Source organism: Pseudomonas sp. 3296, assembly GCF_031456615.1.
Classification (GTDB): Bacteria; Pseudomonadota; Gammaproteobacteria; order Pseudomonadales; family Pseudomonadaceae; genus Aquipseudomonas; species Aquipseudomonas mucoides.
Genome location: NZ_JAVDUY010000018.1, coordinates 1 through 25,692, shown reverse-complemented (window position 1 = coordinate 25,692; position 25,692 = coordinate 1). Strand labels below are relative to the sequence as shown.

Sequence of the window (25,692 nt, the reverse complement as noted above, 5' to 3'; positions counted from 1 at the left end):
GCTTTCGTTGCCGGCCGCATCGGTCAAGGTGTAGCTCAGCTCGTGCGAACCGTCCGCCAACGGCGCATCCGGGGTCAGCGTGCCGCTCACCGGGTCGTAGGTCGCCGGCACTTCAACGCCGTCCACGTACAGTTTCGGTGTATCGGTCAGGCCGGCACCCACGTTCAGGCCTGGGGTGGTGTCGTCGGTGGTCGGGGCGGTGCTCGCCACGTCCTGGACATCACCCACGTTGTCGGCGTAGTTGCTCGGGGCCACCGGCTTGCCCGGGGCCGCGGTGTCAATCGCTGCGGGAGCTGATGGTGGTATTACTTTCGTTTTTACCGGTGGCTGCGAGTGATGATGCCCATCGTCATCACTATTCAACGCCCATAGGGCAAGTCCAGCGCCGCCCGCTGCGCCCAATACACCCCACACACCCAGCCCACGATCATCGTCCTCAGCCCCATAGAGCAAAGAGTCTCCGTCAATCGGTAAGGAGGCCTGTGTAATCGTTACAAGCTCCTGATCGCCTGTAAGAGGATGAATGTCCAGATAACAAGGAACGTTATCCGCGTCATAGAATCCTTCCAGATATACAACCTTTTCACCATCAACTTCCAACTCAAGGGCATTGCCCTTATGTTTGACCCGCAGTCCCTCCGGAGCTTTACCGGTTGCAGTGTCGATCAGTTCATAGTGTGCCCCTCGCTGCGCCTTGATTTTCAGTGCTTCTTTTGAAGAAATCTCGAAGCGATTTTTTACGCCTCTAGGGAGTTGTTGAATAAGTACATATGTCATAAAAAGTTGCCTCACGAAACATTAAATTGCCGCGTTGTAGATAAGTTAGAAATGCGACTGCTTCCTCATAACTTCGCTAAAAAGCTCATCGCTCGTTAAGTGCCTCCGCTAAGGTTTTCGTGATTGGCTTGGTTAAATACGAAAGCAAGCTGTGCGCCCCCGTTCGGATATCAATCTGACCAGTCATACCTGGCTGCAATTCAAGATCGCGACTACGCTTGTCACGACCAACCACATGAACTCGCACGCGGTAGAATACTTCCTCGCCGCGCGCGGTCTTTTCGGTCAAGGCATCGGGGCTGACGAAGTCCACCTCCCCCTGCAACATTCCATAGATGCTGTAGTCGTATGCGTCGAGTTTGATAGTCGCCGGCGCGCCCACCCGTACGAACGCGACATCCGCCGAACGCAACTTGGCCTCAAAACTCAACGCGCTTTCACTGGGCACCAGCTCCATGATTACGTCACCGCGGTTGACGTTGGCACCTTCAGTAAGGATATTGATGTTGCGAACCACACCACTTTTGGGTGCCACGATTTCGGTGTTGCGCAGGACCTCGGCGCGATCGGCGAACTCTTGCTCACGAGTGGCAAGTTCTTCTTCGACCTTAGTCATTTCCGTCTGCGCATCCTGGAAATACTTGTTACGCAAGTTGACTATTTGGCCTTGCAAATCGGCTTTCTGGCGCTGCAACCGCAAAACTTCCGCCTTGCCGATATCGCCCTGGTCAAATAGTGGCTGTACAACAGCCAACTCATCCTGCGCAAGACGCAAGCTAACAGACAAGGCACTTAGCCCCTGCTCCAAGGAGCGACGGCGTGCCCGGAATAGTTCGGTCTGGTTGTTGACGAATTCAGGAGACGCTGACAGCGACTCGGGAAAGTCTAGAGGTCGATCAAACATCTCAGCACGCAAGCGCGCGAGAGCCGCAGTTAAAGCTGCGACCTTGGACTTGGAGTCTTCAAAACTGGCAGTGGCACGCGTACTTTGCATGCTGACCAACCGTTCGCCTTTTGCAACAATCTGTCCTTCGCGCACGAACACGGTGGCGATCTGCCCAGGATCGGCGGCCTGAATAGTTTGAATGCCTTCGGCGGAGATCACGCGGCCAAGGGCATGAACGGTTTCGTCAATGTTTGTAACACGCGCCCAAGCCACCGACAACGCCAGTAACAAAACTGCGAGCACAATGAAAACCTTGGCCGGAGCCAGCAGTTGTTTCAGAGTCATGAGGTCACACTGCGCTTAAATGCGATCGGAAGCAGTAGTTGCGGAGCAGCGGGAGGCTGGGGTGGTGTCGCTTGAGCGGCCTTTGGACGTCCTTCGAGTTGGCATAAGATCTCGTCACGCGGTCCATCCATCGCAACGCCGTCTGGCGTAATGACGACGATTCGATCGACTAACTTCAACAAAGCCGGTTTATGCGTAACGATCACGGCCGTATGCGTCGGCCGGATGGCGGCCACCAGAACGTTTAAACAACGTGCCTCAGTAGACGCGTCCATGGAGGCAGTAGGCTCATCGAGCAGCCATAGCGTCGGCTGTGCAAGCACGAGTCGGGTGAGCGCGACCAATTGGCGCTGCCCACCAGACAGTCCTACACCGCCATCCGCAAGTCGCATGTCCAACCCCTGCGGGTGTCGAGTTACAAAGTCAAGCAAGCCGGTCGCTTTTGCGGTGCTAAGTAGGGCTTCATCATTAACGCTTGGGATACCCAATAAGAGGTTGTCGCGCAAGCTACCGGCAAACAACGACACCTGTTGCGGCAGATATCCCAAATCATCACAGAGGCGCTCACGAGCAATCTGCTGGATGTCCAAATCGTCTAGTAACACCTTCCCAGTATGTGGTTGATACAAACCGGCCAAAATCCGCAGAAGAGTGCTTTTTCCAGCACCAACGGTTCCCAAAATGGCCACTTTCTCACCAGAAGCAATCACCAACTTAGCCAACTTTATTGGTGGCGCCTCAGGACCATAAGCGAAGGTGACATCGTCAAGGGTAAAGCGACCTTCAATCCGCTCTGGCACCAGCGGAGAAGCCATGGCATGGTTGTCCTGATGTAGCTTGAAGACGTCCTCTAAACCCTTGAGCGCTGCCTTAGCATGCCCGCTCTGCACGAGCAAGCCTGGCAACATGCCAATGGGTGCAAGCACCCTTCCGGAAAGAATCGAACAAGCCACTAGTGCGCCGGTCGTGATGTTGGCGTCACCTGCAATATAGGCCCCCGTCGCCACCAACACCACATAGGCGGCTTGTTGCAGCGAAGCCCCAAGATAAGAAGCCATCTCACTCAACTTACGAACCGTACCGTCCTGTTCAATCGCGTCTCTTGACGCGTTATTCCAGCGCGACTGGAAGTGCCAAGAGGCGCCAGTGGATTTAATTCCTTCCGCACCGCCAACCGCCTCGATCAACAGCCCCTGCTTACGGTTACCACTCCCCATGCCCGCCTGGGCTGCCGCCTCGATACGACGCCGAAACAGCAACCCAACAACCAGTGAAACAACGAGAAACACGAGAACCACGCTTGCCAACTGGGGACCACTGATCCAGTAAATACCCACCAGAAACAAAAGCGCAAAGGGTGCATCAGCCATTAGATACAGCGCGAGCATCGATACGAAACCGCGCAGGGTCTCATAGCCACGCAACTGCCCAGATAAGACACCCACGTTTGGAGGAAGTTGATCCAGGCGGACTCGTAAGAACCGTGCAAACAGCCCGTGGGAAAGACTTTCATCGATACGACTCAATGAGGCATGCACGATTGCCGATCGCGCCAACTTCAGCAGCAACTCCAACGTAATGGCGATGCCAGCAGCCACAGTCAGTACTACCAATGTAGAAATGCCGTGAGTCGGAATGACCCGGTCGTAAACCTGCATGGAGTACAGCGATACACCCAGGGCAAGCAAATTGCCCACAATTGTCGCCACTGTCGCAAACACCAACCATTGGCGATCGGCAAAAAAAATCGAGCGCAGCAGAGCACGGGCCGTCAATGCATCCTTGGAGCGCGCGCACACCCGAATGGGCATGAAGGTGACACCATCTGGAAAACTTCTAAGTCGTTGACGACCTGTCGGCCCTACCAACAACCAACCCTGCTGTGGTCCACCAGCATGCAGAAGATGAAGCCCAAGACCTGGCATTATCACCAGCATCGGCAAGGACTCTGCGCTCGGCCGATCAGCCCACGGCAGACATTGCAAACCACTCTCAGTAAAAAGAGCCTCTACACAAGCGCGACTATCCGTTACCGAAGCCTCATCGTCCCACCGGGCGCCCAACTGCCGTGCCTTGGCGCGAGGCAGTGGCTTAACCCCCTCAATCCGCGTCAACTGCGTCAGCAGCCAGGTAAAATTTGGCGACAATGACTCACTCATTTACTTGCACCTGCGCTAAAGACTGAACATTTGCGATCCCAGTGTCGCCTTTGGCCAACAACAACACTTGATAGCCCGAGATCAACAGAGACGCGCGTATATCGGCAATGCTGTACCGAGCATCACTCACGTCTCGCACGGCGTTCATCACTTCCTGCCATTGACGGCGACCTGCCATGAACTGACGCAGATAGGAATCACGAATGGCGATCAACGTCTGCAGGCTTTTCACCTGCAACCCCAAACGCTCTCGACTGCCTTGGTATTGGGCATAGGTACTGGCAACCTCCTCATTGATCTGCCGACGCGCACTTTCCTCGGCCTCCTGGGCCGCGCTCATGCGTCGGCCAGCAGCCCGAACGGCCGACAACCCTGACAATCCAGCGCCGGGAGCCCACTGCACCCCAACATGAACGGCCTGATCGTTACCATATCGATCGTCCCAGGTATGCTCTGCCCGCACGTACAACTGCGGCTTTAGCGTCTCGCGGCGCGCTTGAATGTCGGAGCCCAACGCTTTGGACTCCGCCTCTAAACGCTGCAGCGTAGGGTTCCGTGCCAGCGACTCTTCAAGCAGGCTCGCCTGCTCTGGCAACACGGGGGCGCCGGTTTTGTCACTAAGCAAGACATCATCGAACAATGTGTCACCGGTGAGTTGCGACAATGTCTCCAGTGCCGCCTGCTTACCGGCCTGACTAGTCGCCAATATCCCTTGGCTCGCCAGACGCCGGGACACAACCAAGTCCCGCTCTACACTGGCAGAAGCACCGGAACTGACGCGGCGTCCAATCTGTTCCAACAGGTCATCAAAATACTGAATATCGCGCCGAGCGACTTCAATTCGCTCATCGGCATTCAACCAAGCGCCATACGCATTAAGGACGCGAAGGGACACTTCGTCGCGCGCCTCGAACACGCCTGCCTGCGCACCTACTGCACGAGATTTAGCGGCGCGGTATGTAGGTTTCTCGACACCCGAAAACCACCACATAGGCTGCTGCAAGGCTGCCGTTCCATTTTTGCTGTTTACATTAACTGAAGGCGTCGGTAAGAAATTTTGCCAAGCCCCATCCGCATCGGCTTCAGCCGCCCCGCGTAAGTTCTCGCTGGATTTGATGGATGGATAATGCGAGATAGAAATAGAAATAAGCTCAGACAACGTCAGCGCTGAAGCACACGAACTAAATAGCGAGCCCAGTATTACCACACCACCTACGACGAGGAGTTTTCGGGGAGTTTTCTGAAAGCGAGGAAAAAATGTTTTATTCACAAAAAACACTCACAACAACTATTGAATATCGAAATACTGAAAACCCATCCGCAGCGGAGGTTCAACAAGAGTTTTTAGTAATGCGTTAACTTAGGCAATACTCACCAAACAGCGACGCATCTCCTCCGCAATGACAAGAGCAATAAAAAAATGAGGCAAACAATTAGCTTGTCAATTAAATTAACAGCGAGCAGACAACACTAATCACGCCGCCCTCATTTATTGGTTGATCGCTCCTGCGAGGTGTCCGCCTATATTGATCGAAGCACACGATCAAATACTACATAGCCAAGCACTGCTAATTTTTACAAAAACAGCGTAATTTCATCGCATCTTTAGATATCTGTTTAAAACGACAAATACAAAAACATTTTCTGCACCAACCTCAGAGAGGGATTTTTATTTCAGGTAATTTTACCCATCTGGCCCGCCAGAAATATCGACTGAACACGCCAAAAATGCGCCAATACACCACCGAACACGCCAAATCACGAGCCCCAGCAGATCATGCTCAATTTCAGCATAGGGCTGTGAACGTGCAGATATGGTTCCTGCGCGCATAAGAGGCGCCCGATACCAGCCATGCATGCGGCTTTAGCGGGCGCAAGGTTCTTCTCTTGCCGGGTTTTGAGTGCCTCGGGAGACCCTTATATGGACGCCTCCCGGAGCTCAATAGGTAGGCATGCTGGCGCATAGGTAGGAGCAGTCTTATATCCGGCCTGTTATGCAGGCCTAAAAAACCTGCTGGCCCTGATGGAATCCACTGATGAGGCCCTCATCTCAAAATCGAGCTGAGGGCTGTGCCCGTAGCTCATATTCCCTACCAGGTTACCCCATCACGGCCTGATCTATTTCGCCATCACGCGCTTACCGCCCGCGCTCCTTGTGAAGTTTATGGGTTACTGTTTTTAATGCCCCGCAGGGCATGCCGTAAAAAGTTCGGCCCGATAGTGCGAGCCTTTGGCCAGCACGGCCCAAAGGTTTCTGCCGAGCTTGTTAGCTACTGCGGCTACCACCACGTTTTAAGGCCGTCTAGCTAACAGATTTTCAACCCACCCTGATCGCTGCCCTCTACCGAGGATCGAGCGGGCACCATGCATCAACAGCGTTCTCAGATAGGTGTCTCCGCGCTTGCTCAACCCCAGTTGCCGGACTCTGCCGCCAGTTCCCGTTTGTCGAGGAACCAGTCCCAGCCTAGGCGGCGAACTGACGCCAGAATGAAAGATCGTTGCATTTTCCAGCGGGGCAACAGCGGGAGTCGTGGTCAACAGACCATTTCGGGAGTCTCTGCAATTTTCTGACAGTCGGCGCTCTCGTGCAGGCACTGTTTCAGGCGGAGTTCGATCTTTCGAATTTCGTCATCCAGTTGAATAACTCGCACCCACTGATCGCGCAGGCTGTCCAACAACAAGGAAGGCACGCGATGCTCAGCATCGACGAAGGCCTCCGGAACAGCCTTGCTCAGTTGCGCATAACCCTCTGGCAGCAAAATTCCGAACTCGTACAGCAGGCAGCGTAAGCCGTTGCTCTGCATGATGCGAAATTTCAGCAGCTGGGTGCGGATACGGTCTAAAGAGAGGATCGCTTGCTGATCCACCTGTTTGATTGCGACCAAGCAAGCACCGGGCTGCTGCACCGCTGTCCAGATGGCTTGGGCGTCAGCCGCATCTGTCTCGTTTCGCAGCACAAAGGGGCGTACCGAACGAGGGGCGAGTAGCCGTGCCTCATGTCCTTGCTGCTGAAGTTGACGCGCCCACAGTGGGCACTGCCACAGGCCTCGATGGCCACAAGGCTGGTCGGATAATTTGCAAAGAACGCCATTACCTCGTCACGCCGCAGCTTGATACATTCATTCTTTCCAGTGCATGAATAAACAGTGTGTAATTGGAAACCTTCTTGGCGATGTCCATGCCAATTACGCTATGTTTCATGGTGGATCCTCCTGCTCAAGCGGTGTTTGCCGATGCAGAGTACGCCGGCAAACGTAAGCAGACCCGCCGCGAGCGTTTCCTGATCGAGATGGATCAGGTGGTGCCGTGGAAGGGTTTGATTAGCTTGATCGAGCCGCATCCCCCAAAGGGTGAAGGTGGCCGTCCAGTGTATTCGTTGATTGCGATGTTGGGGGTTCATCTGATGCAGAACTGGGTCGGCTACAGCGATCCGACGATGGAACAAGCGCTCTACGAGACTACGATTCTGCGCCAGTTTTCGGGGCTGCACCTAGATCGGACCCTCGATGAACCACGATCCTAACCTACCGGCGTCTGCTGGAAAAACATGAGCTGGCCGGTGGGATTTTGCAGGTCATCAACGGTTATCTGGGCGACCGAGGCTTGATGCTACGCCAGGAAACCGTGGTCGATGCGACGATCATTCACGCGCCGAGTTCGACCAAAACCCGGACGGCAAGCGCGACCCGGAAATTCACCAGGCCAAGAAAGGTAAATCAATGGTACTTCGGCATGAAGGCCCAAAATCAAGCGTCAATTCGGCTATGTGGAAACTCGCTTCCGCGGCCTGGCCAAGAACACGGCGCAGTTAGTGACGCAGTTTGCGCTGTCGAATCTATGGATGGCCCGTCGGCATTTACTGAGTAATGCAGGAGAGGTCCGCCTGTAAGGTGAGGAATAGTCGCCGCGAGGTGCTCGCCGCGGCCAAAAGACAGAATGAGTGAGCGATCTGAGCGTTTTGGATCGATTTTAAACTTTCAAAATCGCCGGCGGCCGAAGTCAGCCATAAACACATGTCTACTTCAGACCATTCCTAGAGATTAGTAGCTTGCACCTTGCACCTTGCACCTTGCACCTTGCACCTTGCACCTTGCCGCTGCAAGCTCATATCTCGACTGGGAATACTTTCCCAGATCCTTGCAAGAGATGGTAAAAAGCGACATGAACGAGCCCCATGAAAGAAAGGACGCCGTTGCTCCATCACGATAAGGGATAGGCAAAATGTTATGTTTATGACTAACAGCAACGTTAAGAGCGGGGAACTGCAACGGATGTTGGGCAAGAAACGATGAAGGCGGAAGTCCTCAAAGAAGCCGCGGATCTCGCCCGGTCGCGAAAATGGATTACGCACTCACCCTTGTTGCCGAGGGACGACCAGTGAATCTGGTCAGCGAATGTCTCGGTGTGGCGCGCTCGCAATTAACGGTTCGAATCAAGCAAACGGTATCGCCAAAGTACGGCGAAGCAAGCCTGTGAACGACGCTGAGTTGGTGGTCGAAATCCAGCAACAGGTTAGCGAACTGCCCAGCTATGGCTACCGTCGTGTCTGGGGATTGCTGCGTCGCACCCGTGAAACCCAGTTGCTGCCCGCGATCAACGTGAAGCGGGTTTACCGGGTCATGCGTGATCACAACCTTCTGCTTGAGCGCCGGGTCAAACCGCCCGGTGTGCCGCGTCGGCACGAGGGACGTATTGCCGTAGAAACCATCGATACGCGTTGGTGCTCGGACGGGTTTGAATTCCGTTGCGAGGACTGCGCCAAACTGAGCGTGACCTTCTCCTTGAACTGCTGTGACCGCTAAGCCATCGGCTGGGTCGCCATCCGACCGGGTACAGCGGCGATGATATCCGCGACTTGATGCTGGAAAGCGTCGAAAAATGCTTTGGCGACCAACTGCCGGCCACTCCGGTGCATTGACTAAGCGATAACGGTTCGGCGAGCCGCCGTTAACCTCGTTAATAATGGTATTTGCAGTCTGGCCGCCGAGGTTGGGGTTGCCGCGAATGATCCCGCCCAGCTGCGTGCTTTGCGTACGCACCGTGGCGCTGTTGAGGATCAGCCCTTCACTGCCGACGTTGTAATCGTGGAACTGGTTGTGCGAGAGGCCGGCAGAATTTGACGCGGCAATGCTGAAGATCGGTACACCATTGCCGACATGGTCCCGGTTGGTACCCGGACCACTGACAGCAATACCGTCGGCCTGGGCCCAGAGGGGCTGCCAGAACATGACGCTGGCCAGCAGGAACGCCTGACCGCGCCTGGACATGCCCAAAGACTGCTTACGCGGCAGATGAGTGGCAAACCCGCAAGGCAAACTGACGAACGTCCATGTGAATCTCTCAAAAAATCAGGGACTGCGCGTCGCTGCGAGGAAAGGCACGAACGGAAGAAAACCGTTTAAGGCTGAAGTTAATCCGTGCGGGGGGCTCAATCAGCGCCTCTGGCGGATCGACCGGTTCAGGGCGCCCCGACGCCTTCGCTTTGTTCATCAGCTCGTTCATGGCAGCGGTGGAGTCTGAAAATGGATCCTGCTCCGCCGTGAGCCGCTGGCGATTTTGCTCGGTTTTGCCCAGATTGAAATACAACAGGCCTAGCTGGGCGTAGTAACCAGGCGGTACCACTCCGCCTTCCGCCTTGATGTCTTCAACGTCCGCCTCCAGTGCCTCGATTTGCTCTTGCGCGGCATCCTCTTGGTACTGCAGATGCGCTGGGGGGTAATAACCATCCTCTGGGGGGCGCTCCGGTTTTTGTTTGCAGCCCGTCAGGGCCGTAACCATCAGCAGCACGACCCAAGCGAGACACCCGATTCTTGATGAACTGCCCATCATTTATTGCCCTTGATCCGTTGTTCTTATTGGTTGTATGGCTTCAGGTACCGCTAACGTCGACCACCATCAGTGATTTACAGGAAAGCGCTCAGGCTGAAATAAATCGGCGCTTCGCGTTCGATCAGCGCACCGGGCGTTCCAGGAGGTGGGCAAAGGCCACGCTGGCCGCAAGGTGCTAACCGTGGGCAAACAGCTCCAACGACTTCCTGGACAGGCGTCCATGCTGCTCACCGTTGTCAGGGCCCGCCATCCGTTGCACTCAAGCATTAACTAGCGTCTTAATAAGGCGTACCGCCACTCTACGATCAATACCGAGCTGACAAGCGATTTGACCAGCCGTCATCCCAGCCTGTCGCAGGCTCTCAACCTGCCGCGAGATGTCTTCGCGCTTTTGACCTGCGTTGCTTACACTGCTTCGAAGGTTGGTCTTCATCGGTGGCATCACCAACTAAGGCTGACCGACGAACAAGGGCAACACCACAATTCGGCCACCTTTTGCCAAAAACTGCGCGATGTGGGTCGCTAGCTCCTCGCGCTGGATTTCGATCTGTCGCTTGGGCGGGCGCTGCCGGCCATCGTTCATGTGAGTTTACTCAACTTCGCCGATATATTGACCGCAACAAAAAAAACGAGCCTTACTTAATTTAACGGCTGCTGCTTGAACAACCTCCTGAAATTCCATCTACACGCCGCAAGCCAAACTCACTCCAAAAACTAGAGCAGCGGTACATGCAACATGGCTACTGTGAAACCCACGCAGAGCACAACAAACCAGAAACTCTCCACCAGCGAAAATCGTATTACTCACCTCATGATCAATCAGCAAAGACAACCCCAACAATCCAACAACTAAACCAACAACCAAACTGCTGCGAGCACCTCGCAAAGCTTGATGCGCAAACCTGCAAGCGATATATATATTTTCAACAGTGAATTTTTCAGACCCCATAAGAAGATGTTCGATTATTAGCCTACTGCTTAATCACATTAAAATATCGACCGCTTACGCCACCCAAGCTACCGAATGCGCCATCCTGCATAAATAAGCTGTTATTTGAGGGTACAGTGGGGCATGCACAATAACGATCATTGTCCGTCTGGGCGCCGGATCGATATTTAGCGCGAAGCGCTCGCAGGTATATGAAACAGTTTCTGAAGCAAGGCGACCAAGTCGAGGCGTTACCAGCGCTCGCCGGCAAGCCCTCCCTCCCGCTACGTGGTGAACGTGAGCGGTCTGGAGGCGGGTGCAACCAGGTGGATGGCGGTGCGTGGCAAAACGGCAGCGGCACGAGCTTCACGCTGTCAACGCGCCGCACTGAGCTCCGCCGACGCCGGACAGTAGGGGGCTCGGGCTGGGGTAGTCGATGTCTTGCAGGCATGCATTGTGGCGAAGGCGAGCCGCTTTTAAGCAAGTGTGCAGGCGTGTAAGCGTGGCAAGAATGATGCGGCGGATGCAGCAGCAATCTGTGAAGCCGTGCCCCTACACAGCATGCGCTTTGTACCTATCAAGGGATGAACATCAGCAAGTTATTATAATATCACTATATTTCGGACTAATTATGTTTAGATTTGCCCATGAGATTGAACGCGAACTTATTGATGCAGGGCTGCCAGTGGACGATGCCCAGCAACTCGCAAAATTGGCAAGGCCAGCGGTATAGCTCGCGACACGTGCAGTCGACAACGAGGACGAGATCGAAATTGGCATGACAAAAATAGGTGGCCGACCCGATTTACCCGTAGAGATTGAATGGCCTGTGCGAGAGCCCTATCCCGATGCCGCAAACCGATGGGAAGGTCACCGGAAAGCACTCATTCGGCCAGAGGAAACGTGGCGCTGGGCGACAATCGAACAGCGTTCAAAATACATCGAAAGCACAGTCGAACGTATGACAAAGATCGGTAGCAAGTGTCCGTTGGAGTTTATCGCCCAAGTAAACTTTTCGGAGATGTGGGCGGCTGGCCCGCTAGATGCTGATAATCCAAAAAGCGGAATCATGTCGATCTTTTACGATATTGAGGAGCAACATTGGGATTATGATCCACATGAGCGGGTCGGTTTCTCTATCCTCTATTATGAGAACACACAAGGGTTATTAGTCCGTCGTAGCCCACCAGCTACACGAGTGTTGTCACCCAGTGATCAGATATATCCATTGATTTGCCAGGCGGAGGCTTGCCTTACGCCCTTGCCGATTAGCACTGTGCAGTTTCGCGAGCTAGGATTATTGGACCATAGTACCAATCCTCTACATAATTGGTGGTGCAACGACGATTATCTGTATTCATCACAAAATGGCATGGACTGGAAATGCCATCATATAGGCGGCTGGCCAAACCCGGTCCAGGGCACCTGCATGCAAATCGAGGCAGCATTGGTGGGTGGAGGTCATTATTGCGGCACCAGTACTCCTTATCAAACACCTGAGTTGGCATTAGAACGCACACAAGCAGCCGACTGGCTATTATTGGCGCAGATCGATACGGACGAACCGGGCAATTTAGAATGGGGCGATTGCGGACAACTGTATGTCTGGATCCGGCGCGCGGATCTCCTCTTGCGCCGTTTCGATCGAGCACATTTGACCCTACAATCTTATTAAACTCCACTGCCTATACGAACAGTTTTGAATTGGGAGAATGTGTCTCCATTTGAAGAGATCGGTTCTGTTGTCCACGTGTTTTTAAGTGGAGAACATCGCCCTTATTGCGTAACCGTCCGCTCAGCACCCACTCCTGTCCACTCTCCAAATTAGCCAAGATAGTGGACACCATTTTCTAGTAGACACTATCTTGGATATAGCTCCTGCTCGTCACCCCGGTCGCCGCACGGTAAGGGGCCGGCGAACACACCTTCCGAGCCAAGCCGATAAGGGCGATTGTGTCCGCGTATTTTTAAGCGGACGCAATTACCCTTAACGTCAGGATCGCCATGCGTGAACCTAAGTCCTACCCGAAGTCCTTCAAAATCCAAGTCGTCCAAGAGTGTGAACAACCCGGTGTTTCCGTGGCGGCTATTGCGCTGACGCACGGTATCAACGCCAATGTCGTTCGCCGGTGGATCCCGCTTTACCGTGATCCGCAGGCCGTCGCGCTGCCAGCTTTCATTCCGTTGAAAGTCGAACCAAAACGAAAGACCGAAGCGCTGGCCATCATTGAATTACCGCTTGGCCAGCAAATGTTCACGGTGAAGTGGCCAACCTCTGATCCTGAAGGGTGCGCCCGATTCATCCGTGGACTCGCTCAATGATCCGCATCGATTCCATCTGGCTCGCCACACATACCATCCAGTTGCAACCAATACAATCACTTCTCAATCAGGCCGCGCCACTCACGCTAATGTTGCGATCCGCGGGTCACCGGCGATTGAAAAATTTAACTAAAACCACTCCCAAGGCCTTTTTTCTAGCTTGTTGCACCAACAGACGTCTCAGCATCGGCAGATACACACAAGATATTTCTTACAATACTCTCAGTTTTAAGAGCACGTTTCAGGATCGTTTGCGCCAATCGCAAGACCGAATGCGCCAGATCGACGTGAGGTTGTCCTTATGCCTCATCACGAATCATCATCAGACAACATAAAAAATCATCCCACTGGCTTCAGTTCACTCACGCCTTCCTTAGGATATAGGGCAACCCACGATCCTAAAGGACTCCGCCGACATTTGTTCGCATCCCAGCAGGTGAAATACGGCAACACCTATAGGCCAGTCATTGTTATCCCACTGCCGCACGCACTCACAATGCCTATATCGAGATGAAACTTACTGAAACGAGCCCTACTGACACTGCTATTCGATTGGGCATTAGTTTTTGCCGATCGCAGCAAGCAACATAACTTTCTTGATGCTAATTAAATGCGCAAGAAGTCATCTCAATTAACTGTCAACGTAACTATCACAGCGCGCTCAGATTTTCAGGTTTTCCGTAATAGGGGAGCCCACAGAATTCGGAAAAAATCGTACGCTAAGGTTTTCCGACCTGCCGTAGCGGCCTGAATTTACCGTTTTCCAGCTTTTGATTTTGCCGCCAGACATAGTCGCCGGTCAGGTTGATGTGCTCCCAGCCTAGCGGCGACAGGTATTGATACAAGTCGCTACTCACTGACTTTCCGGCGTCCGTTAGCCCTTGTGTTGCCCGCTCCAGGTAGACCGTGTTCCACAATACAATCGCAGCGGTTACCAGATTGAGGCCGCTGGCTCGTTAACGCTGTTGTTCAAAGCTTCGATCCCTGATTTCGCCGAGGCGGTTGAAGAACACCGCTCTGGCTAAGGAGTTTCGCGCTTCGCCCTTGTTCAACCCAGCATGCACACGACGACGCAGCTCGACGCTTTGCAGCCAGTCCAGGATAAACAGCGTACGCTCGATGCGGCCCAACTCCCGCAGAGCGACAGCCAGACCGTTCTGACGCGGATAGCTACCCAGCTTGCGGAGCATCAACGAGGCAGTGACAGTTCCCTGCTTGATCGATGCGGCAAGACGCAAAATCTCGTCCCAATGAGCGCGTACGTGCTTGATATTCAGAGTGCCGCCGATCAGTGGACGCAGCGTCGGATAGTCTTGGACGCTCTGTGGGACATAGAGTTTGGTTTCGCCCAGACCGCGGATGCGCGGTGCAAAACGGAAGCCCAGTAGGTGCATAAGCGCGAAGACGTGATCAGTGAAGCCTGCCGTGTCGGTGTAGTGCTCCTCAATCCGTAGATCAGACTCGTGATACAGCAACCCATCGAGCACATAGGTCGAATCCCGCACACCGACATTCACTACCCGGGTGCTGAACGGCGCGTACTGATCGGAGATGTGGGTATAGAACAGCCGCCCCGGTTCGTTCCCGTATTTCGGGTTGACGTGCCCGGTACTCTCGCCTCGACCACCTGCACGGAAGCGCTGGCCGTCGGAAGATGAGGTGGTGCCGTCCCCCCAATTGGCCGCGAAGGTATGGTTGAACTGGCTGTTAACCAGTTCAGCCAGTGCCGCCGAATAGGTTTCGTCGCGGATGTGCCAGGCTTGCAGCCAAGACAGCTTGGCGTAGGTCATGCCCGGACTCGACTCGGCCATTTTGGTCAGTCCGATGTTGATGGCATCCCCGAGGATCGCCGTAAGCAACAGCGTCCGATCCTTGGCCTGAGCACCATCCTTTAAATGGGTAAAGTGACGAGTGAAGCCAGTCCACTCATCAACGTCCATCAGCAACTCGGTAATCTTGATACGCGGCAATATTTGGCTGATTTTGTCGATGAGTGCCTGGGCGGTGTCCGGTACCGCTGCATCCAGCGGGGTGATTTTCAGTCCAGTTTCGGTGAGGATGGCGTCGGGGAGTTCGTTGTCCTTGGCCAGCTTGGCGACGGTCGCCAGTTGCTCATCCAGCAACTGTAAGCGCGCCTCTAGGTACTGGTCGCTATTGGAGTTGATTGCCAATGGAAGCGCTTTTTCCTTCCTGAGAGCGGCAAACTTCGCGGGCGGTAACAAGTAATCTTCAAAGTCACGAAACTGCCGTGAGCCCTTCACCCAAATGTCGCCGGAGCGCAGCGCGTTTTTTAGTTCGGACAAGGCGCAAATTTCGTAAAAGCGCCGATCAATGCCTTCCGGCGTGATCACCAGTGGTTTCCAGCGCGGCTTGATGAACGCGGTCGGTGCGTCCGAAGGCACCTTGCGCAGGTTGTCCGCATTCATTTCCCGCAGCTGCTGGATAGCATCCAGCACGCGTTGCGCTGCCGGTGCGGCCCGCAGTTGAAGCACCTGCAGAAAGGCTGGGGTGTAACGCCGCAGCGTATTGAAGTTCTCGCTGACCAAGTGCAAATGGTCGAAGGTTTCGGGGCGGGCCAGCAGCTCGGCATCCGTCACGCTCTGGGCGAATTCGTCCCAAGGGAGTACCTCTTCGATGGCCGCGAACGGGTCGTTACCGGACGCTTTGGCCTCCAGCAAGGCTTGGCCTATCTTGGAGAACAGCCGCACTTTGTCATTGATCGCCTTACCTTGCTTCTGGAACTGCTGCTGATGCTTGTTCTTGGCGCTGCTGAACAGCTTGATCAGAATGCGATCGTGTAGATCCACCAGTTCATCGGTCACCGTCGCGGTGCTTTCCAGCACCACGGCCACGAGGGTGGCATAGCGTCGTTCGCTTTCGAACTTACCGAGATCCTGAGGTGCCATCTGAGCACCTTCACGGGCCGACTTCAGCAAACGGTTCTGGTGCACGTGCCGGTCAAGTCCTTCGGGTAGGCCCACCAGTTGGAAGATCTTCAGTCGCTCGATGTGCTCCATCATGTGCCGAGAGTTCGGTTTCAGCGGCGACTGGCGCAGCCATGTCAGCCAAGTGTTGTTGCTGCCTGCTTTTAGAGTCAGTAGTTCGTCGAGCTTATTCCGATGCTGCTGATTCAACGGCTCGATCAAGGCCCGATAGACCCTCCGGTTGGCCCGTACAACGGCTTCGGCGCAGACCCTATCAATCACCGCTAATGCAGGCAATATCCGCCGTTGCTGACGCAGACTCTCAAGGGCCTGTCCAGCCAGCAACAGGCTTTTGTCGGTCTGCTGAGCAAGGTCGGTAAGCTCGCGTACCAGCGCACGAAAATCAGAAAGTCCGAATGGCAGCAGGCCGAGGTAGGTACGCAATTCCTGGGCATGTTCACGGCGGGTGACATCGCGCTGACCGTACTTCACCCAACTTTCGGGAGCAGCCTGAACCTGTCGAGAAACCCATTCAAGGAATGGGCCGGGCAGCACGGTGTCGCTGGCCAGCGCGTAACCTGGGTAACGCAACAGACAGAGTTGCACGGCAAAACCGAGGCGATTGGGATCACCCCGGCGCTGACGGATCAGCGAAAGGTCGGACTCATTAAAGGTGTAATAGCGAATCAAATCGTCCTGGCTTTCCGGCAGCGCAAGCAGCGAGTCGCGCTCAGTGGCCGAGAGTATAGAGCGACGCGGCATGTATCAGTCTTCCGTGCGTAGATACTGGTAGAGGGTTTCCCGACTGACACCAAACTCGCGAGCCAACAGGGTTTTTGATTCGCCGGCAGCAGCACGTTGTCGGACTGCGAAGGTCTGTTCGTCGGATAGGGCTTTTTTGCGACCGCGGTAAGCGCCACGTTGCTTAGCCAGGGCGATCCCCTCGCGCTGTCGCTCACTAATGAGCGCGCGCTCGAATTCGGCGAAGGCCCCCATGACCGACAGCATCAAGTTGGCCATGGGCGAGTCCTCGCCGGTGAATACCAACCCCTCTTTCAAAAACTCAATACGAAGACCGCGCTGGGTCAATTTTTGGACCAGGCGCCGCAGGTCGTCCAGATTACGTGCAAGACGATCCATGCTGTGGACTACGACAGTGTCTCCCTCACGAACGAACCCGAGCATTGCTTCCAACTGGGGCCGCTGAGTGTCCTTGCCTGAAGCCTTATCGGTGAACAGTTTATTCACTTCAGTTTGTTCCAGTTGGCGTTCCGGATTCTGATCGTAGCTACTGACCCGAACGTAACCGATGCGTTGTCCTTGCAAGTTGACTCCAAGGGTAGTTTTGTCAGGTTGGAATCTATGACCCTGGCCAGCATGTGTCAAGAAATAGAAAATGCAACTCTATTCTGACGCATGAGCCAAACACAACCTGACATCAGGTTAGGCTATACTCCAACTTGACATTAACGAAATGGGCACTTCCATCGAGACTCAATAGAAAGAAAAAATATTCGGTAGAGTCAACGAGTCGCTTGCCATTATTTTCCTGCGCGTGGATATCCGTTTAGCGTATTATCTTTAGATGCTCACCTCCTTCCAGATGGTTACGTATTTTTCGGAGCGCACTATGGTGAAACGACAGGACTATGCTGTATGACTATTTCGTTACAAAATATCAAATCGTTTATCGCTGAAGCGACGGCAATGAAAGTCGACCACATCTTGGATGACTCGGATTTATACGCCGATTTAGGTATTGATGGTGACGATTTTTTAGAACTGATTGAGATGTTCCGGACCAACTTTTCGGTCGATATGAGTGAATATCGGTGGTACTTCCATCACAGAGAAGAAGGGTTCCTTAATTTTGGAGCGCTGATATTTCCTCCTCCATACCGCCGAGTTAAACGTATGGTAATCACACCAAAAATATTGCACCACGCCGTTGAAACAGGTAGTTGGCCGTACCACTATCCGGCCCACTCATTGGATTTACGTAGGCTAGACATGTTGTTAAACCGAATGTGTCTCGGAATATTATTCCTATTCGGTATGGGCGCCTTAGTAATGACGGTCTTGTAAATCTGCCAGATATTTATCCGTTATTGTTACTCGGCGGCCAGCCGATGATCGCCGTATTGAACGCAGCAGCTCCCGCCAGTTACAACTTTAGCCACGTCGGCAGGCTCGCACCTCTGTGTTCGGCTTTTCTGGAGTCTAAAGGTTAATACACAAGTGTCTCACTTGCATCATCGTAATAGATACCAATGCCCCCTGACTCAATATCTTCGACATAAATTTTGCTATGAGGAATCCGCTCGATAATTCGGGCGACGGGTATCCCGGCTTTATAAATTTTACCGTCTTTTATAAAGTTTTGAGGGTCATCAAAATTCATAACATCACCGATTGAAGAGATAGGAGGCCCCGCTTTCCACATGCAACTTTGAAGGTGCACATCTGAATAAACGTAAAGGTCGTTGAAATAATTGACAATGCTCAGTAGTAAAACACCTATGGCGCAGCCGAACCCAAACATTGAGTAGTTTTTCATGCGGCATCTCCTTTATTTCGTTCGCTTATCTCATTAATGTCGCTCAGTTGGCGCGGGCACTGACGACGCCACTAAATTTAATTAGCGCTTTGATTTCACCATAATCATTAACACGACCTACTATTTTTCTTTCAATAACATAACTGCCGCCATCATCATTAAATCTTTTTTCTTCGAATACCACTGTAACTTGTTCGCCTTGCGCGTAACCTTTAGTTTTTATAAGCAGCCCCACATCCTCTCCGGCGGTAGCACTTTTTATGTCTTCGGAAAAATCATTGTTCATCCACTGAACTGAACTTATTTCTTTCGCATTTTTTACCGGCGTTGAAGTTAAATGTTCTGTGGCCTCCGGGGTCGGATCAGGGTAAACCGCATTACTACATCCCAACATTAGAGAGCTTACTACACAACCTATCAGCAGATAACTACGTTCTTTCATATTAGTTCCGAGTATTATATTGGTGATACTGATTAGATTGCGCAACTTGACGCCTAACAGAGCAGCTTATTTTTCTCTGTGCCCCACCAGCCGTTCCATCGTTGCCCTAATGGCGCCGAATTTGTCTTCACTGTCGTTGATGGCGGTGCAACTGTTGTCAACCACCTGGTGTTCGCTCACGCTGGGGTTCGAAAAAGTGAGTATTTCGCAATCGCAATGAAGGCGAAATTTCATCTTCTTGGCTTTTGTATCTCGCACTTCTGCAGTCCAGCACGAATCTGCACAACCACATGAGCGATAGACGAGCACTTCGCCTCGTACAGGCCACTCCAGCTTGTGCTCTTTTCCTCCAGAGGCGTACGCACAGCTCCCTACAGCAGCCATGGCGATCGCGCAGATTACGGCACCATCCTTCAGGAGAGAGTAAATGCGGGCATAGCGATGATTCTGACGACCATCAGGGATCGCCCCGTCGGCCACGCCTTCCCGCAATTGAACGGTATCGCCGTCCTTCATTTTTTGCTCCATGTAGAGTGGGCGGTTCCGTCTGGGGGCGAAATGACACCCTAAGCGATTTCACGTAAGACCACGGGGTAAAGGTTCACTCAATCAGAAGCGCTATGGAATGCATCAGCTGGGAGAAAGACCGCGTCTGACGCCGTGGTTGCCGCGCACTTTCATTGCCCTCGTTCCCCACTGCTGGTTGCAGTTAATGTGAGCACGTAGCAATGGAGTGGAAGCATGCGTCGATGAATGCAAGCACAGTTGCAGCTAACCTTAAGCAAAAATCGGAAGTTTGTGGGCATTATTGTCTTTGCCGCCCTTGATTTGCTGATTTCTTTTGCTTAATTATATAAAGCACGTCGTTAGCTGAAAACAGCGCATACGTCAAATTCTGGTGCGTGAAATAGGCAAAATTAACAAGCAAGCTTTCTTTTGGTGGAAACACTTTGTTTTTAAACTCAGTTGTCGACAGGGAGCCTTTGTTTTTAAATTTCAGAATACTTCCACCTATCGCCACATTGTAATATCCCATCCCGCCCCAGCTGTAAAACATACTGCAGCCGACCTGGTTTGCAGCGCAATACTTTTCATATTTTAGTTTTTGAAAATAAGATATCGTAATATTGCTTGGTGGAATATAGCGTTCGAAGAAACGTTCATTGCTGGTAAAGTTTTCGAACAAAGTATTATTGAAGCCAGACAAAGGCCGTCCATACCCATCTTCAGTTAATGAGTTTCCATATAACTTGTACCATTCACCTGTACTTTTTAGGTAGTATACTTTGGCTATACGTTTTTTGTTTTTTCCTTCTGAGATATTTTCCCATGTTTCAACGTCATCCAGATATGCACTTTTCATGACAATATCGCTATAGTGCTCGCGGACCTTGTCTTCGCTCCAGTTGCGATCGGCATTAATTTCAATAAACGGTCTTTTTATATTGCTACCATTCAATGGCCAGGTCGTATAATATCCCTGCTCTTTATTCACCAAAAAATTATTGCCAAACCACTCTTCGTCACCCGTGGCATCAGCGATCAAGTAACTCATCACAAACTGATGAGTATCAATATTTTTTCCCGAAGAGTCCAATTTATAGAAGGAAGTTTGACGATGGTCGTCGTCAATTTTTGCAGTCACTTTAATGATGACATTGTTTGTATCTTCGTCAAACTTGTGTTCTGTCGGGCCAGAGGAGTCTTTAAATTTTTCAACGGTGAAATTTCCGAACTCCGAAATTTCATCAATGCCCTTGTAATCTGCAAATTCGGCCGGTAGTGGTTCGGTTTTTTCGACGAAATCCACACTGTCGCAACTCGCCAATAGCGCACAAACGAAAATAGTTAGTACTGTAGTAATGCATTTCACGACATGATCTCGCTTAATTGGCAATAAAAAATATTTTGGTTGTCGCTGGTTTAATCAAATTCAGTGAGTTACGATGTATCTTACGTTTCTTTCGGAAGAATGATTAGGCTCACAAAAAATGAAAATAGGCTTCCGACAATAAAAACATGTATTGGAAAGAACCATGCGCTAATGGGCTTGCCTGAATCAGTTCCGTAGCCTGACTCCTCTCCAGTGCCGAATAATATGAGAGACCAAAGAGTTACCGTGATGCCTGTGAAGAATGAGACAAAAAGCAGAGAGATAATTGTTTTATGTAATTGTAAATAGGAAAATAAAACACCGAGGAGCAATCCATAGACGCCATAAACCATTGTTATAGTGCCTGCTTCAGCTAGCGCATCGGTAATTAGAGTGTCTACAGACCTATATTCTACCCATCCCTGAATAAACCCATGAATAAGCCCAAGCATCGATGGGCAAAGCGTAAAACCAACAACAACTCTGGCGCGCGGGAATGAACTCATTTTTTACTTCCTCTTTTGGTATAAAGCCAACTAGAATAATTATAATTTGCTGTTTCTACTTACTCGGCTTACATGCGATGAGCGGTGTTCTCCGCATCACACCCCCCCCCCCCGCCGGTGAGGCTTCTCAAATCCAGGTATGGCGTGGCCAAAGCAGCTGACCTCGAAACTGAAATGGCCTCAGGTAATTCCGCCGATGATTGACCACGTCTGTCCGATAACCGCTGGGAAAAATTCAGGCCGCAGCTCTGTGGCGAGCTCAGTGTCAAGCCGAGACTTAAGTAAAACAAATGGCGCGGCCAGTGAGGTAAAAACACTCGAACGTCGTTGAACGGGGATTTCCGTTCGTGCGATTTTTTCCCAGTCTTGTCGCCCCCCCCAAAAAAAGATGGGATTGAACCATGGGCTCTGGTTCACCGATTAGATGTAGGAATTTTCTGAATTTACCCTTGTATCGTGGCATTCATCTGATGAACGCATGATGCATTAACCGCCAGTACAAACAATGAGCCCTCGAAGGGAATGCAACCCTACGGCGCTAAAGGCTAGTTTTGTCAGCTCATGTCGAATTTGCAAGGTTACTGTTGTCAGCAAGGCGCGATTTACCCCATTCGGAATCGGTTTTTCCTTACCCAATACTTTTCCGAGATTAGGATAAAAGCTCGCGAATTAAGGCGCGCTACTGAATGCGTCAAGCGACGCGCCGATTGTGCCAAACGCCGAATCCAGCTTCGATGAGTTCTTCGCTCGCTCAGGCATTGGCGTTCAATGGGTTCACGGCCCGATGATGCATAGACCCAAGGTCGGCGGGCTTATCCTGGGAGGGGGAAAGCGTGGGGCTGATTGATGCCGGGGAGTACGGAGTTGTTTGTAATACTTGTCGCTACTGTTTTTGAACATATCTGGATCATGCTGACGACTATTACAGGCGGCGGAGGCAGCAGCCAGAAAACCTTTGCGTACGGTTTTCCAAAGTTCTGAAGGCGCTCCTTATAGGCGCGTTTATCTATTGTAAGATATAATGATTACGCGATCATACCTTTTGTAATCGCGTGCCAAGGGAGTGTTATTCAGATGGGGAATAGAGTTTTTAGTAAAGGCGCCCTAGTGATCTACCTCATTTTTATAGTCGTTTGTATATTGCTATCCACAAGCTCAACTGACAATACACTCGATATCGCGGTAGAGGGCGAGAAATACGGAGACAGCGTGTATACACGCTTTCAAGATGATGTTTATGCCCTTATCCCAGATGATGGATACTACAAAATTGATTCAGCAGACATACATAGTTTCAATCCGCTGCGCAAAGACCTGTACGAATCACAGATCGCAAAAGACAAAAATAATGTTTATTGCGGTAATCGCATATTGCCAAACTTAGATCCGAAGTCACTTACTGTATTGAATTATGAGTATTTTAGTGATGGCGTTCACACCTATTATTGCTCTAGGAATACCAGTAGTAATAATGACTTAAGTGTTTTCGGGGAGCTCTCACAAACTATAGTTTATAACTTTAAGCTTGGAGCAAAGCCTCAGAGGTTAATTTATCCATTCGTTGAGTTGCCTAAGAACAGTATCTATCGATCCCTGCCTGAGCATGGCTTCGCCACTGATGGAAAACAAGCTTACTATCGTGGCCTGCCCCTTGCGAGGTCAAACCCAGAATCTTTGCGGCGAATCAACACTATTACTGGAGAGAGAAACGGCAAGTTAAGTGATGATTTTTTTGCCGACGGTCAACATGTGTATTTTCATGACCAATTGCTGCCGCTTACGGACGATCCAAGTCTGTACGGGTTTTATTTCGGCGCTTGGAATCTGCCGCTTCTCTATGATCCGCGCATTGGCATGGTGTATTTACGAACACTGGCCTTCGACAAAAATAATGCGCCCTATGAAGTAGTAAACACAGATGATGGTCACGGTCATCACCTATTGTTTTCGAGCAAAGAAGGATTATTCTATTTCGACACAGAAACTAATCTATTAAAGCGAGAGAGAAGAAATCCTTTTTTGCCAGGTGATTTCAGCCCGCTGTCAAATTATGTCTTTCATTGGGGCCAGAAAGTCCTCTATTTGGAAACTTCTGAAGTCTGGGGGCGTAATAAAAGCCCGGGACTGAAATCTCGTTCGACTCACATTTATCAGCTAGCAAACGTGACGGATGAACAATGGCAGCAAATGGGCGATGTAAGTTATGATTCTGGTGCCGTTTGGAAGAATGGGGATTCTTACTATTATCTCGATGAGTTAGGAGATAGCCAAGGTATACATGGTGCAATTTATCGTATCGCAGACAATCAGACAGTCCAACTTTTACTGACCGACAACTTAACAAAAACACTCAATAGTGCTGACATTCTACAACTGATCGAAGAGAAAAAACTAACCGTGCCAGCGCACACCGAATTGCTGGAGATTAAAACGAAGTATGATTTTTAAGGATGCATGCAAAATCCATCGAGGCAGATGCGATTGTGTTGTGGGCCACAGTCTACCTGGAACGGGCAACCCAAGGTCTGACGGACGCCAGAAAGCCAGTGAGTCCCGACCCGTACCAACACCTGTCGCCGCTAGGCTGGGAGTACATCAACCTGAGTGGCGACTATGTCCGGCGGCAAAATCAAAAGCTGGAAAACGGTAAATTCAGGCCGCTACGGCAGGTCGGATAACCTTAGCGTACGATTTTTTCCGAATTCTGTGGGCTCCCCAACTACTGCCGCATCAGTGGGTGCCCACCTGACTCACGCAAGGTTAGTCGGGCGGACGCTTATGTCGAATCCTCTCTGCTGGAACCTGGGCGCCGCGAATGGCCAATACACCATCTGGTCGCTCACATACTGAAAACGAATCTATCACCACATCCGTGTAGCATCGATTGCGCAATACCGAGTTCGAATCCCAAGCATTCGATCCAATGATTACACGCTCGGGGCCGCACCAACTTACCCGATACTCATGCCAGAACTGTCCATGGGAATCCCAGCGCAAGTAATCAAGTGATCCAATCCACTCACCATCGCTCTCGATGAACCATCCGAAGCGACGTCCGAAATCAGAATCATTTGCTATTCGAAGCTTGCGCTGAAAAATGACTGATAGACTAAACATAAGAAAGACCGATATCTTCGCCGATAGAGTGGTATTCATGTGCGTAACATCATTACCGGCGGGATTACCGGACGTCTACAGCGCGCGCATCAATCACCCGATCCATAGGCTCTCCCACTACCACACCGGGGAGGATGGCGTTGACCCGGATATTGTGCGGCCCCAGCTCATTGGTAAGTGACTTCATCAATCCGACAATCGCACGTTTGGTCGAGGCATAAGGGGTTCTGAAGGGGTAACCTATCCGTCTAGCAATGCCAGCAGGCTCACTATGAATGAGGTCAACAAGGAATAAATGGTTTTGAGGATAAGGTTACATGATTGAATTCATCATCGGCATGCTGGCAATCGCCGCCGCTCTTATCGTGTCTTTGTCCTGTGTAGTTTGGATTTCGCGCAGAAAGCATCGTTCGAACGAGCAGATCGTCGACAGGCCGCCACTTCAAGCTGAACCGTGGATGAACCCGAAGTGGAAGCCGTGGCATCAGGCAATCTTTGGCCTGATCGTGGGTGGGGTTGCATTCGCAACGATCAGCATATGGCTTATGGACGAAATTAGTTTCCGACTAAATGCATCTCCAGTGGTCGAAGCTCGGATCGAGGACGTCGAAAGTAGCTTCTTTAAAAACCGCCAAATTTTCTACGTGGATGTTTCATTTGATACAGCCCAAGGACAGCGAATCATCACCCGGCCCGAGCGCGACGGCTTCGCCAGCTACGGCAGCTATACGACGCCGCCAATGATTGGTTCAACAATCAGAATTGAGTACGACACACGCGATCCTACTTACGTACGAGATGCCAAAGTCGGCTGGAGCGTGTTGAACAGATTCATCGTTCTCGATGGCGTGTTGTTGGTGATCGGATGCTTTGGCATTCCCGCGTTACTTAGAGATCTGAGGGACGCTCGGCAAAGGCACTAATAAACCTAGGGAAGGTCTGAAGTACCCCGCGATTTTTTGATGCTCCAATCATTTGGAGTTCAAAAAATCGACGGTCTGCCAAAAATCAGACTTAGGCTCTTCTT

The 25,692-nt window shown here is 51.7% G+C and carries 18 protein-coding genes and 5 pseudogenes; 8 read left to right on the top strand and 15 right to left on the bottom strand.

Translation table 11 applies throughout. The annotated features are described in order from the left end of the window. The 5 genes and pseudogenes from J2X66_RS29675 to J2X66_RS29655 all read right to left on the bottom strand — a co-directional run. Positions 1-777: Ig-like domain-containing protein (locus tag J2X66_RS29675; protein WP_310272152.1), on the bottom strand; the 777-nt coding region annotated here is incomplete at its 3' end. 85 nt (positions 778-862) lie between these two features. Next, positions 863-2,008 carry an HlyD family efflux transporter periplasmic adaptor subunit gene (locus J2X66_RS29670; protein WP_310272149.1) on the bottom strand — a complete coding sequence of 382 codons (1,146 nt, stop codon included), beginning with the start codon at positions 2,006-2,008 and terminating at the stop codon, positions 863-865. Beyond that, entirely contained in the window at positions 2,005-4,167 is a 2,163-nt protein-coding gene (locus J2X66_RS29665; RefSeq protein WP_310272145.1) for an ATP-binding cassette domain-containing protein, read from the bottom strand. The genes J2X66_RS29670 and J2X66_RS29665 overlap by 4 nt, the downstream gene beginning before the upstream one ends. After that, positions 4,160-5,437, bottom strand: a complete 1,278-nt coding sequence (locus tag J2X66_RS29660; protein ID WP_310272140.1) for a TolC family protein — start codon at positions 5,435-5,437, stop codon at positions 4,160-4,162. Before J2X66_RS29660 ends, J2X66_RS29665 begins: the two co-directional genes overlap by 8 nt. Before the next feature lie 908 nt (positions 5,438-6,345). Then, positions 6,346-7,368: pseudogene (locus J2X66_RS29655) on the bottom strand (IS110 family transposase). Here J2X66_RS29655 and J2X66_RS29650 point away from each other — a divergent pair. Together J2X66_RS29650 and J2X66_RS30420 are read left to right on the top strand one after the other, a co-directional pair. Then, positions 7,367-8,056: pseudogene (locus J2X66_RS29650) on the top strand (IS5 family transposase). The pseudogenes J2X66_RS29655 and J2X66_RS29650 sit on opposite strands and share 2 nt — an antisense overlap. Before the next feature lie 505 nt (positions 8,057-8,561). Next, positions 8,562-8,969: an IS3 family transposase gene (locus tag J2X66_RS30420; RefSeq protein WP_405046822.1), complete on the top strand. Its 408-nt coding sequence runs from the start codon at positions 8,562-8,564 to the stop codon at positions 8,967-8,969. A 192-nt stretch (positions 8,970-9,161) separates the two neighbouring features. Here the strand turns inward: J2X66_RS30420 and J2X66_RS29640 are convergent. Continuing rightward, positions 9,162-9,395: pseudogene (locus tag J2X66_RS29640) on the bottom strand (hypothetical protein); the annotation flags it as partial. 112 nt (positions 9,396-9,507) lie between these two features. Next, on the bottom strand, positions 9,508-9,996 hold the full coding sequence (locus tag J2X66_RS29635) for a DUF4810 domain-containing protein (RefSeq protein ID WP_310272137.1): 489 nt from the start codon (positions 9,994-9,996) through the stop codon (positions 9,508-9,510). 1,706 nt (positions 9,997-11,702) lie between these two features. Between J2X66_RS29635 and J2X66_RS29630 the strand changes: the two genes are divergently transcribed. Both J2X66_RS29630 and tnpA read left to right on the top strand, forming a co-directional pair. Further along, on the top strand, positions 11,703-12,599 hold the full coding sequence (locus tag J2X66_RS29630; protein ID WP_310272134.1) for a YwqG family protein: 897 nt from the start codon (positions 11,703-11,705) through the stop codon (positions 12,597-12,599). 329 nt (positions 12,600-12,928) lie between these two features. Then, positions 12,929-13,246: an IS66-like element accessory protein TnpA gene (gene tnpA / locus J2X66_RS29625; protein WP_310272129.1), complete on the top strand. Its 318-nt coding sequence runs from the start codon at positions 12,929-12,931 to the stop codon at positions 13,244-13,246. Between the two features lie 719 nt (positions 13,247-13,965). Here the strand turns inward: tnpA and J2X66_RS29620 are convergent. Further along, positions 13,966-16,932, bottom strand: a pseudogene (locus tag J2X66_RS29620) (Tn3 family transposase). A 3-nt stretch (positions 16,933-16,935) separates the two neighbouring features. Next, on the bottom strand, positions 16,936-17,496 hold the full coding sequence (locus J2X66_RS29615) for a recombinase family protein (RefSeq protein ID WP_310272126.1): 561 nt from the start codon (positions 17,494-17,496) through the stop codon (positions 16,936-16,938). A 330-nt stretch (positions 17,497-17,826) separates the two neighbouring features. On the opposite strand from J2X66_RS29615, the gene J2X66_RS29610 reads away from it, so the two are divergent. Beyond that, entirely contained in the window at positions 17,827-18,255 is a 429-nt protein-coding gene (locus tag J2X66_RS29610) for a DUF1493 family protein (RefSeq protein WP_310259944.1), read from the top strand. A gap of 142 nt (positions 18,256-18,397) precedes the next feature. Here the strand turns inward: J2X66_RS29610 and J2X66_RS29605 are convergent, their stop codons facing one another. From J2X66_RS29605 to J2X66_RS29585, 5 genes are all read right to left on the bottom strand, one after another. Beyond that, positions 18,398-18,727, bottom strand: coding sequence for a hypothetical protein (locus tag J2X66_RS29605; protein WP_310272123.1), 330 nt, complete (start codon positions 18,725-18,727; stop codon positions 18,398-18,400). Positions 18,728-18,770: 43 nt separating this feature from the next. Next, complete coding sequence (locus J2X66_RS29600) at positions 18,771-19,169, bottom strand: hypothetical protein (protein WP_310272119.1); 399 nt, start codon at positions 19,167-19,169, stop codon at positions 18,771-18,773. Positions 19,170-19,235: 66 nt separating this feature from the next. Continuing rightward, positions 19,236-19,685: a hypothetical protein gene (locus J2X66_RS29595; RefSeq protein WP_310272117.1), complete on the bottom strand. Its 450-nt coding sequence runs from the start codon at positions 19,683-19,685 to the stop codon at positions 19,236-19,238. 289 nt (positions 19,686-19,974) lie between these two features. Then, positions 19,975-21,042 (bottom strand): hypothetical protein, encoded by a 1,068-nt coding sequence (locus J2X66_RS29590; protein WP_310272115.1) that lies wholly within the window; start codon positions 21,040-21,042, stop codon positions 19,975-19,977. A gap of 80 nt (positions 21,043-21,122) precedes the next feature. Continuing rightward, complete coding sequence (locus tag J2X66_RS29585) at positions 21,123-21,548, bottom strand: hypothetical protein (protein WP_310272112.1); 426 nt, start codon at positions 21,546-21,548, stop codon at positions 21,123-21,125. 1,107 nt (positions 21,549-22,655) lie between these two features. Here J2X66_RS29585 and J2X66_RS29580 point away from each other — a divergent pair. Continuing rightward, positions 22,656-23,996, top strand: a complete 1,341-nt coding sequence (locus J2X66_RS29580; RefSeq protein WP_310272109.1) for a DKNYY domain-containing protein — start codon at positions 22,656-22,658, stop codon at positions 23,994-23,996. 2 nt (positions 23,997-23,998) lie between these two features. Beyond that, positions 23,999-24,226, top strand: a complete 228-nt coding sequence (locus tag J2X66_RS29575) for a Tn3 family transposase (RefSeq protein WP_310272106.1) — start codon at positions 23,999-24,001, stop codon at positions 24,224-24,226. A gap of 518 nt (positions 24,227-24,744) precedes the next feature. On the opposite strand, the pseudogene J2X66_RS29570 reads toward J2X66_RS29575, so the two are convergent. Beyond that, a pseudogene (locus tag J2X66_RS29570) lies at positions 24,745-24,945 on the bottom strand (SDR family NAD(P)-dependent oxidoreductase); the annotation flags it as partial. 37 nt (positions 24,946-24,982) lie between these two features. Between J2X66_RS29570 and J2X66_RS29565 the strand changes: the two are divergent. Next, a complete protein-coding gene (locus tag J2X66_RS29565) occupies positions 24,983-25,588 on the top strand; it encodes a DUF3592 domain-containing protein (protein WP_310272102.1) in 606 nt (201 codons plus the stop codon). The last annotated feature ends 104 nt before the right edge of the window (positions 25,589-25,692 follow it).

Bases quoted from the DNA above. Each gene is read 5' to 3' on its own strand.
- J2X66_RS29575 (WP_310272106.1), top strand. From the start codon at position 23,999: ATGCATGCAAAATCCATCGAGGCAGATGCGATTGTGTTGTGGGCCACA.
- tnpA (WP_310272129.1), top strand. From the start codon at position 12,929: ATGCGTGAACCTAAGTCCTACCCGAAGTCCTTCAAAATCCAAGTCGTC.
- J2X66_RS29630 (WP_310272134.1), top strand. From the start codon at position 11,703: ATGACAAAAATAGGTGGCCGACCCGATTTACCCGTAGAGATTGAATGG.
- J2X66_RS29610 (WP_310259944.1), top strand. From the start codon at position 17,827: ATGACTATTTCGTTACAAAATATCAAATCGTTTATCGCTGAAGCGACG.
- J2X66_RS29605 (WP_310272123.1), bottom strand. From the start codon at position 18,727: ATGAAAAACTACTCAATGTTTGGGTTCGGCTGCGCCATAGGTGTTTTA.
- J2X66_RS29600 (WP_310272119.1), bottom strand. From the start codon at position 19,169: ATGAAAGAACGTAGTTATCTGCTGATAGGTTGTGTAGTAAGCTCTCTA.
- J2X66_RS29635 (WP_310272137.1), bottom strand. From the start codon at position 9,996: ATGATGGGCAGTTCATCAAGAATCGGGTGTCTCGCTTGGGTCGTGCTG.
- J2X66_RS29665 (WP_310272145.1), bottom strand. From the start codon at position 4,167: ATGAGTGAGTCATTGTCGCCAAATTTTACCTGGCTGCTGACGCAGTTG.
- J2X66_RS30420 (WP_405046822.1), top strand. From the start codon at position 8,562: ATGTCTCGGTGTGGCGCGCTCGCAATTAACGGTTCGAATCAAGCAAAC.
- J2X66_RS29595 (WP_310272117.1), bottom strand. From the start codon at position 19,685: ATGAAGGACGGCGATACCGTTCAATTGCGGGAAGGCGTGGCCGACGGG.
- J2X66_RS29585 (WP_310272112.1), bottom strand. From the start codon at position 21,548: ATGAGTTCATTCCCGCGCGCCAGAGTTGTTGTTGGTTTTACGCTTTGC.
- J2X66_RS29670 (WP_310272149.1), bottom strand. From the start codon at position 2,008: ATGACTCTGAAACAACTGCTGGCTCCGGCCAAGGTTTTCATTGTGCTC.
- J2X66_RS29565 (WP_310272102.1), top strand. From the start codon at position 24,983: ATGATTGAATTCATCATCGGCATGCTGGCAATCGCCGCCGCTCTTATC.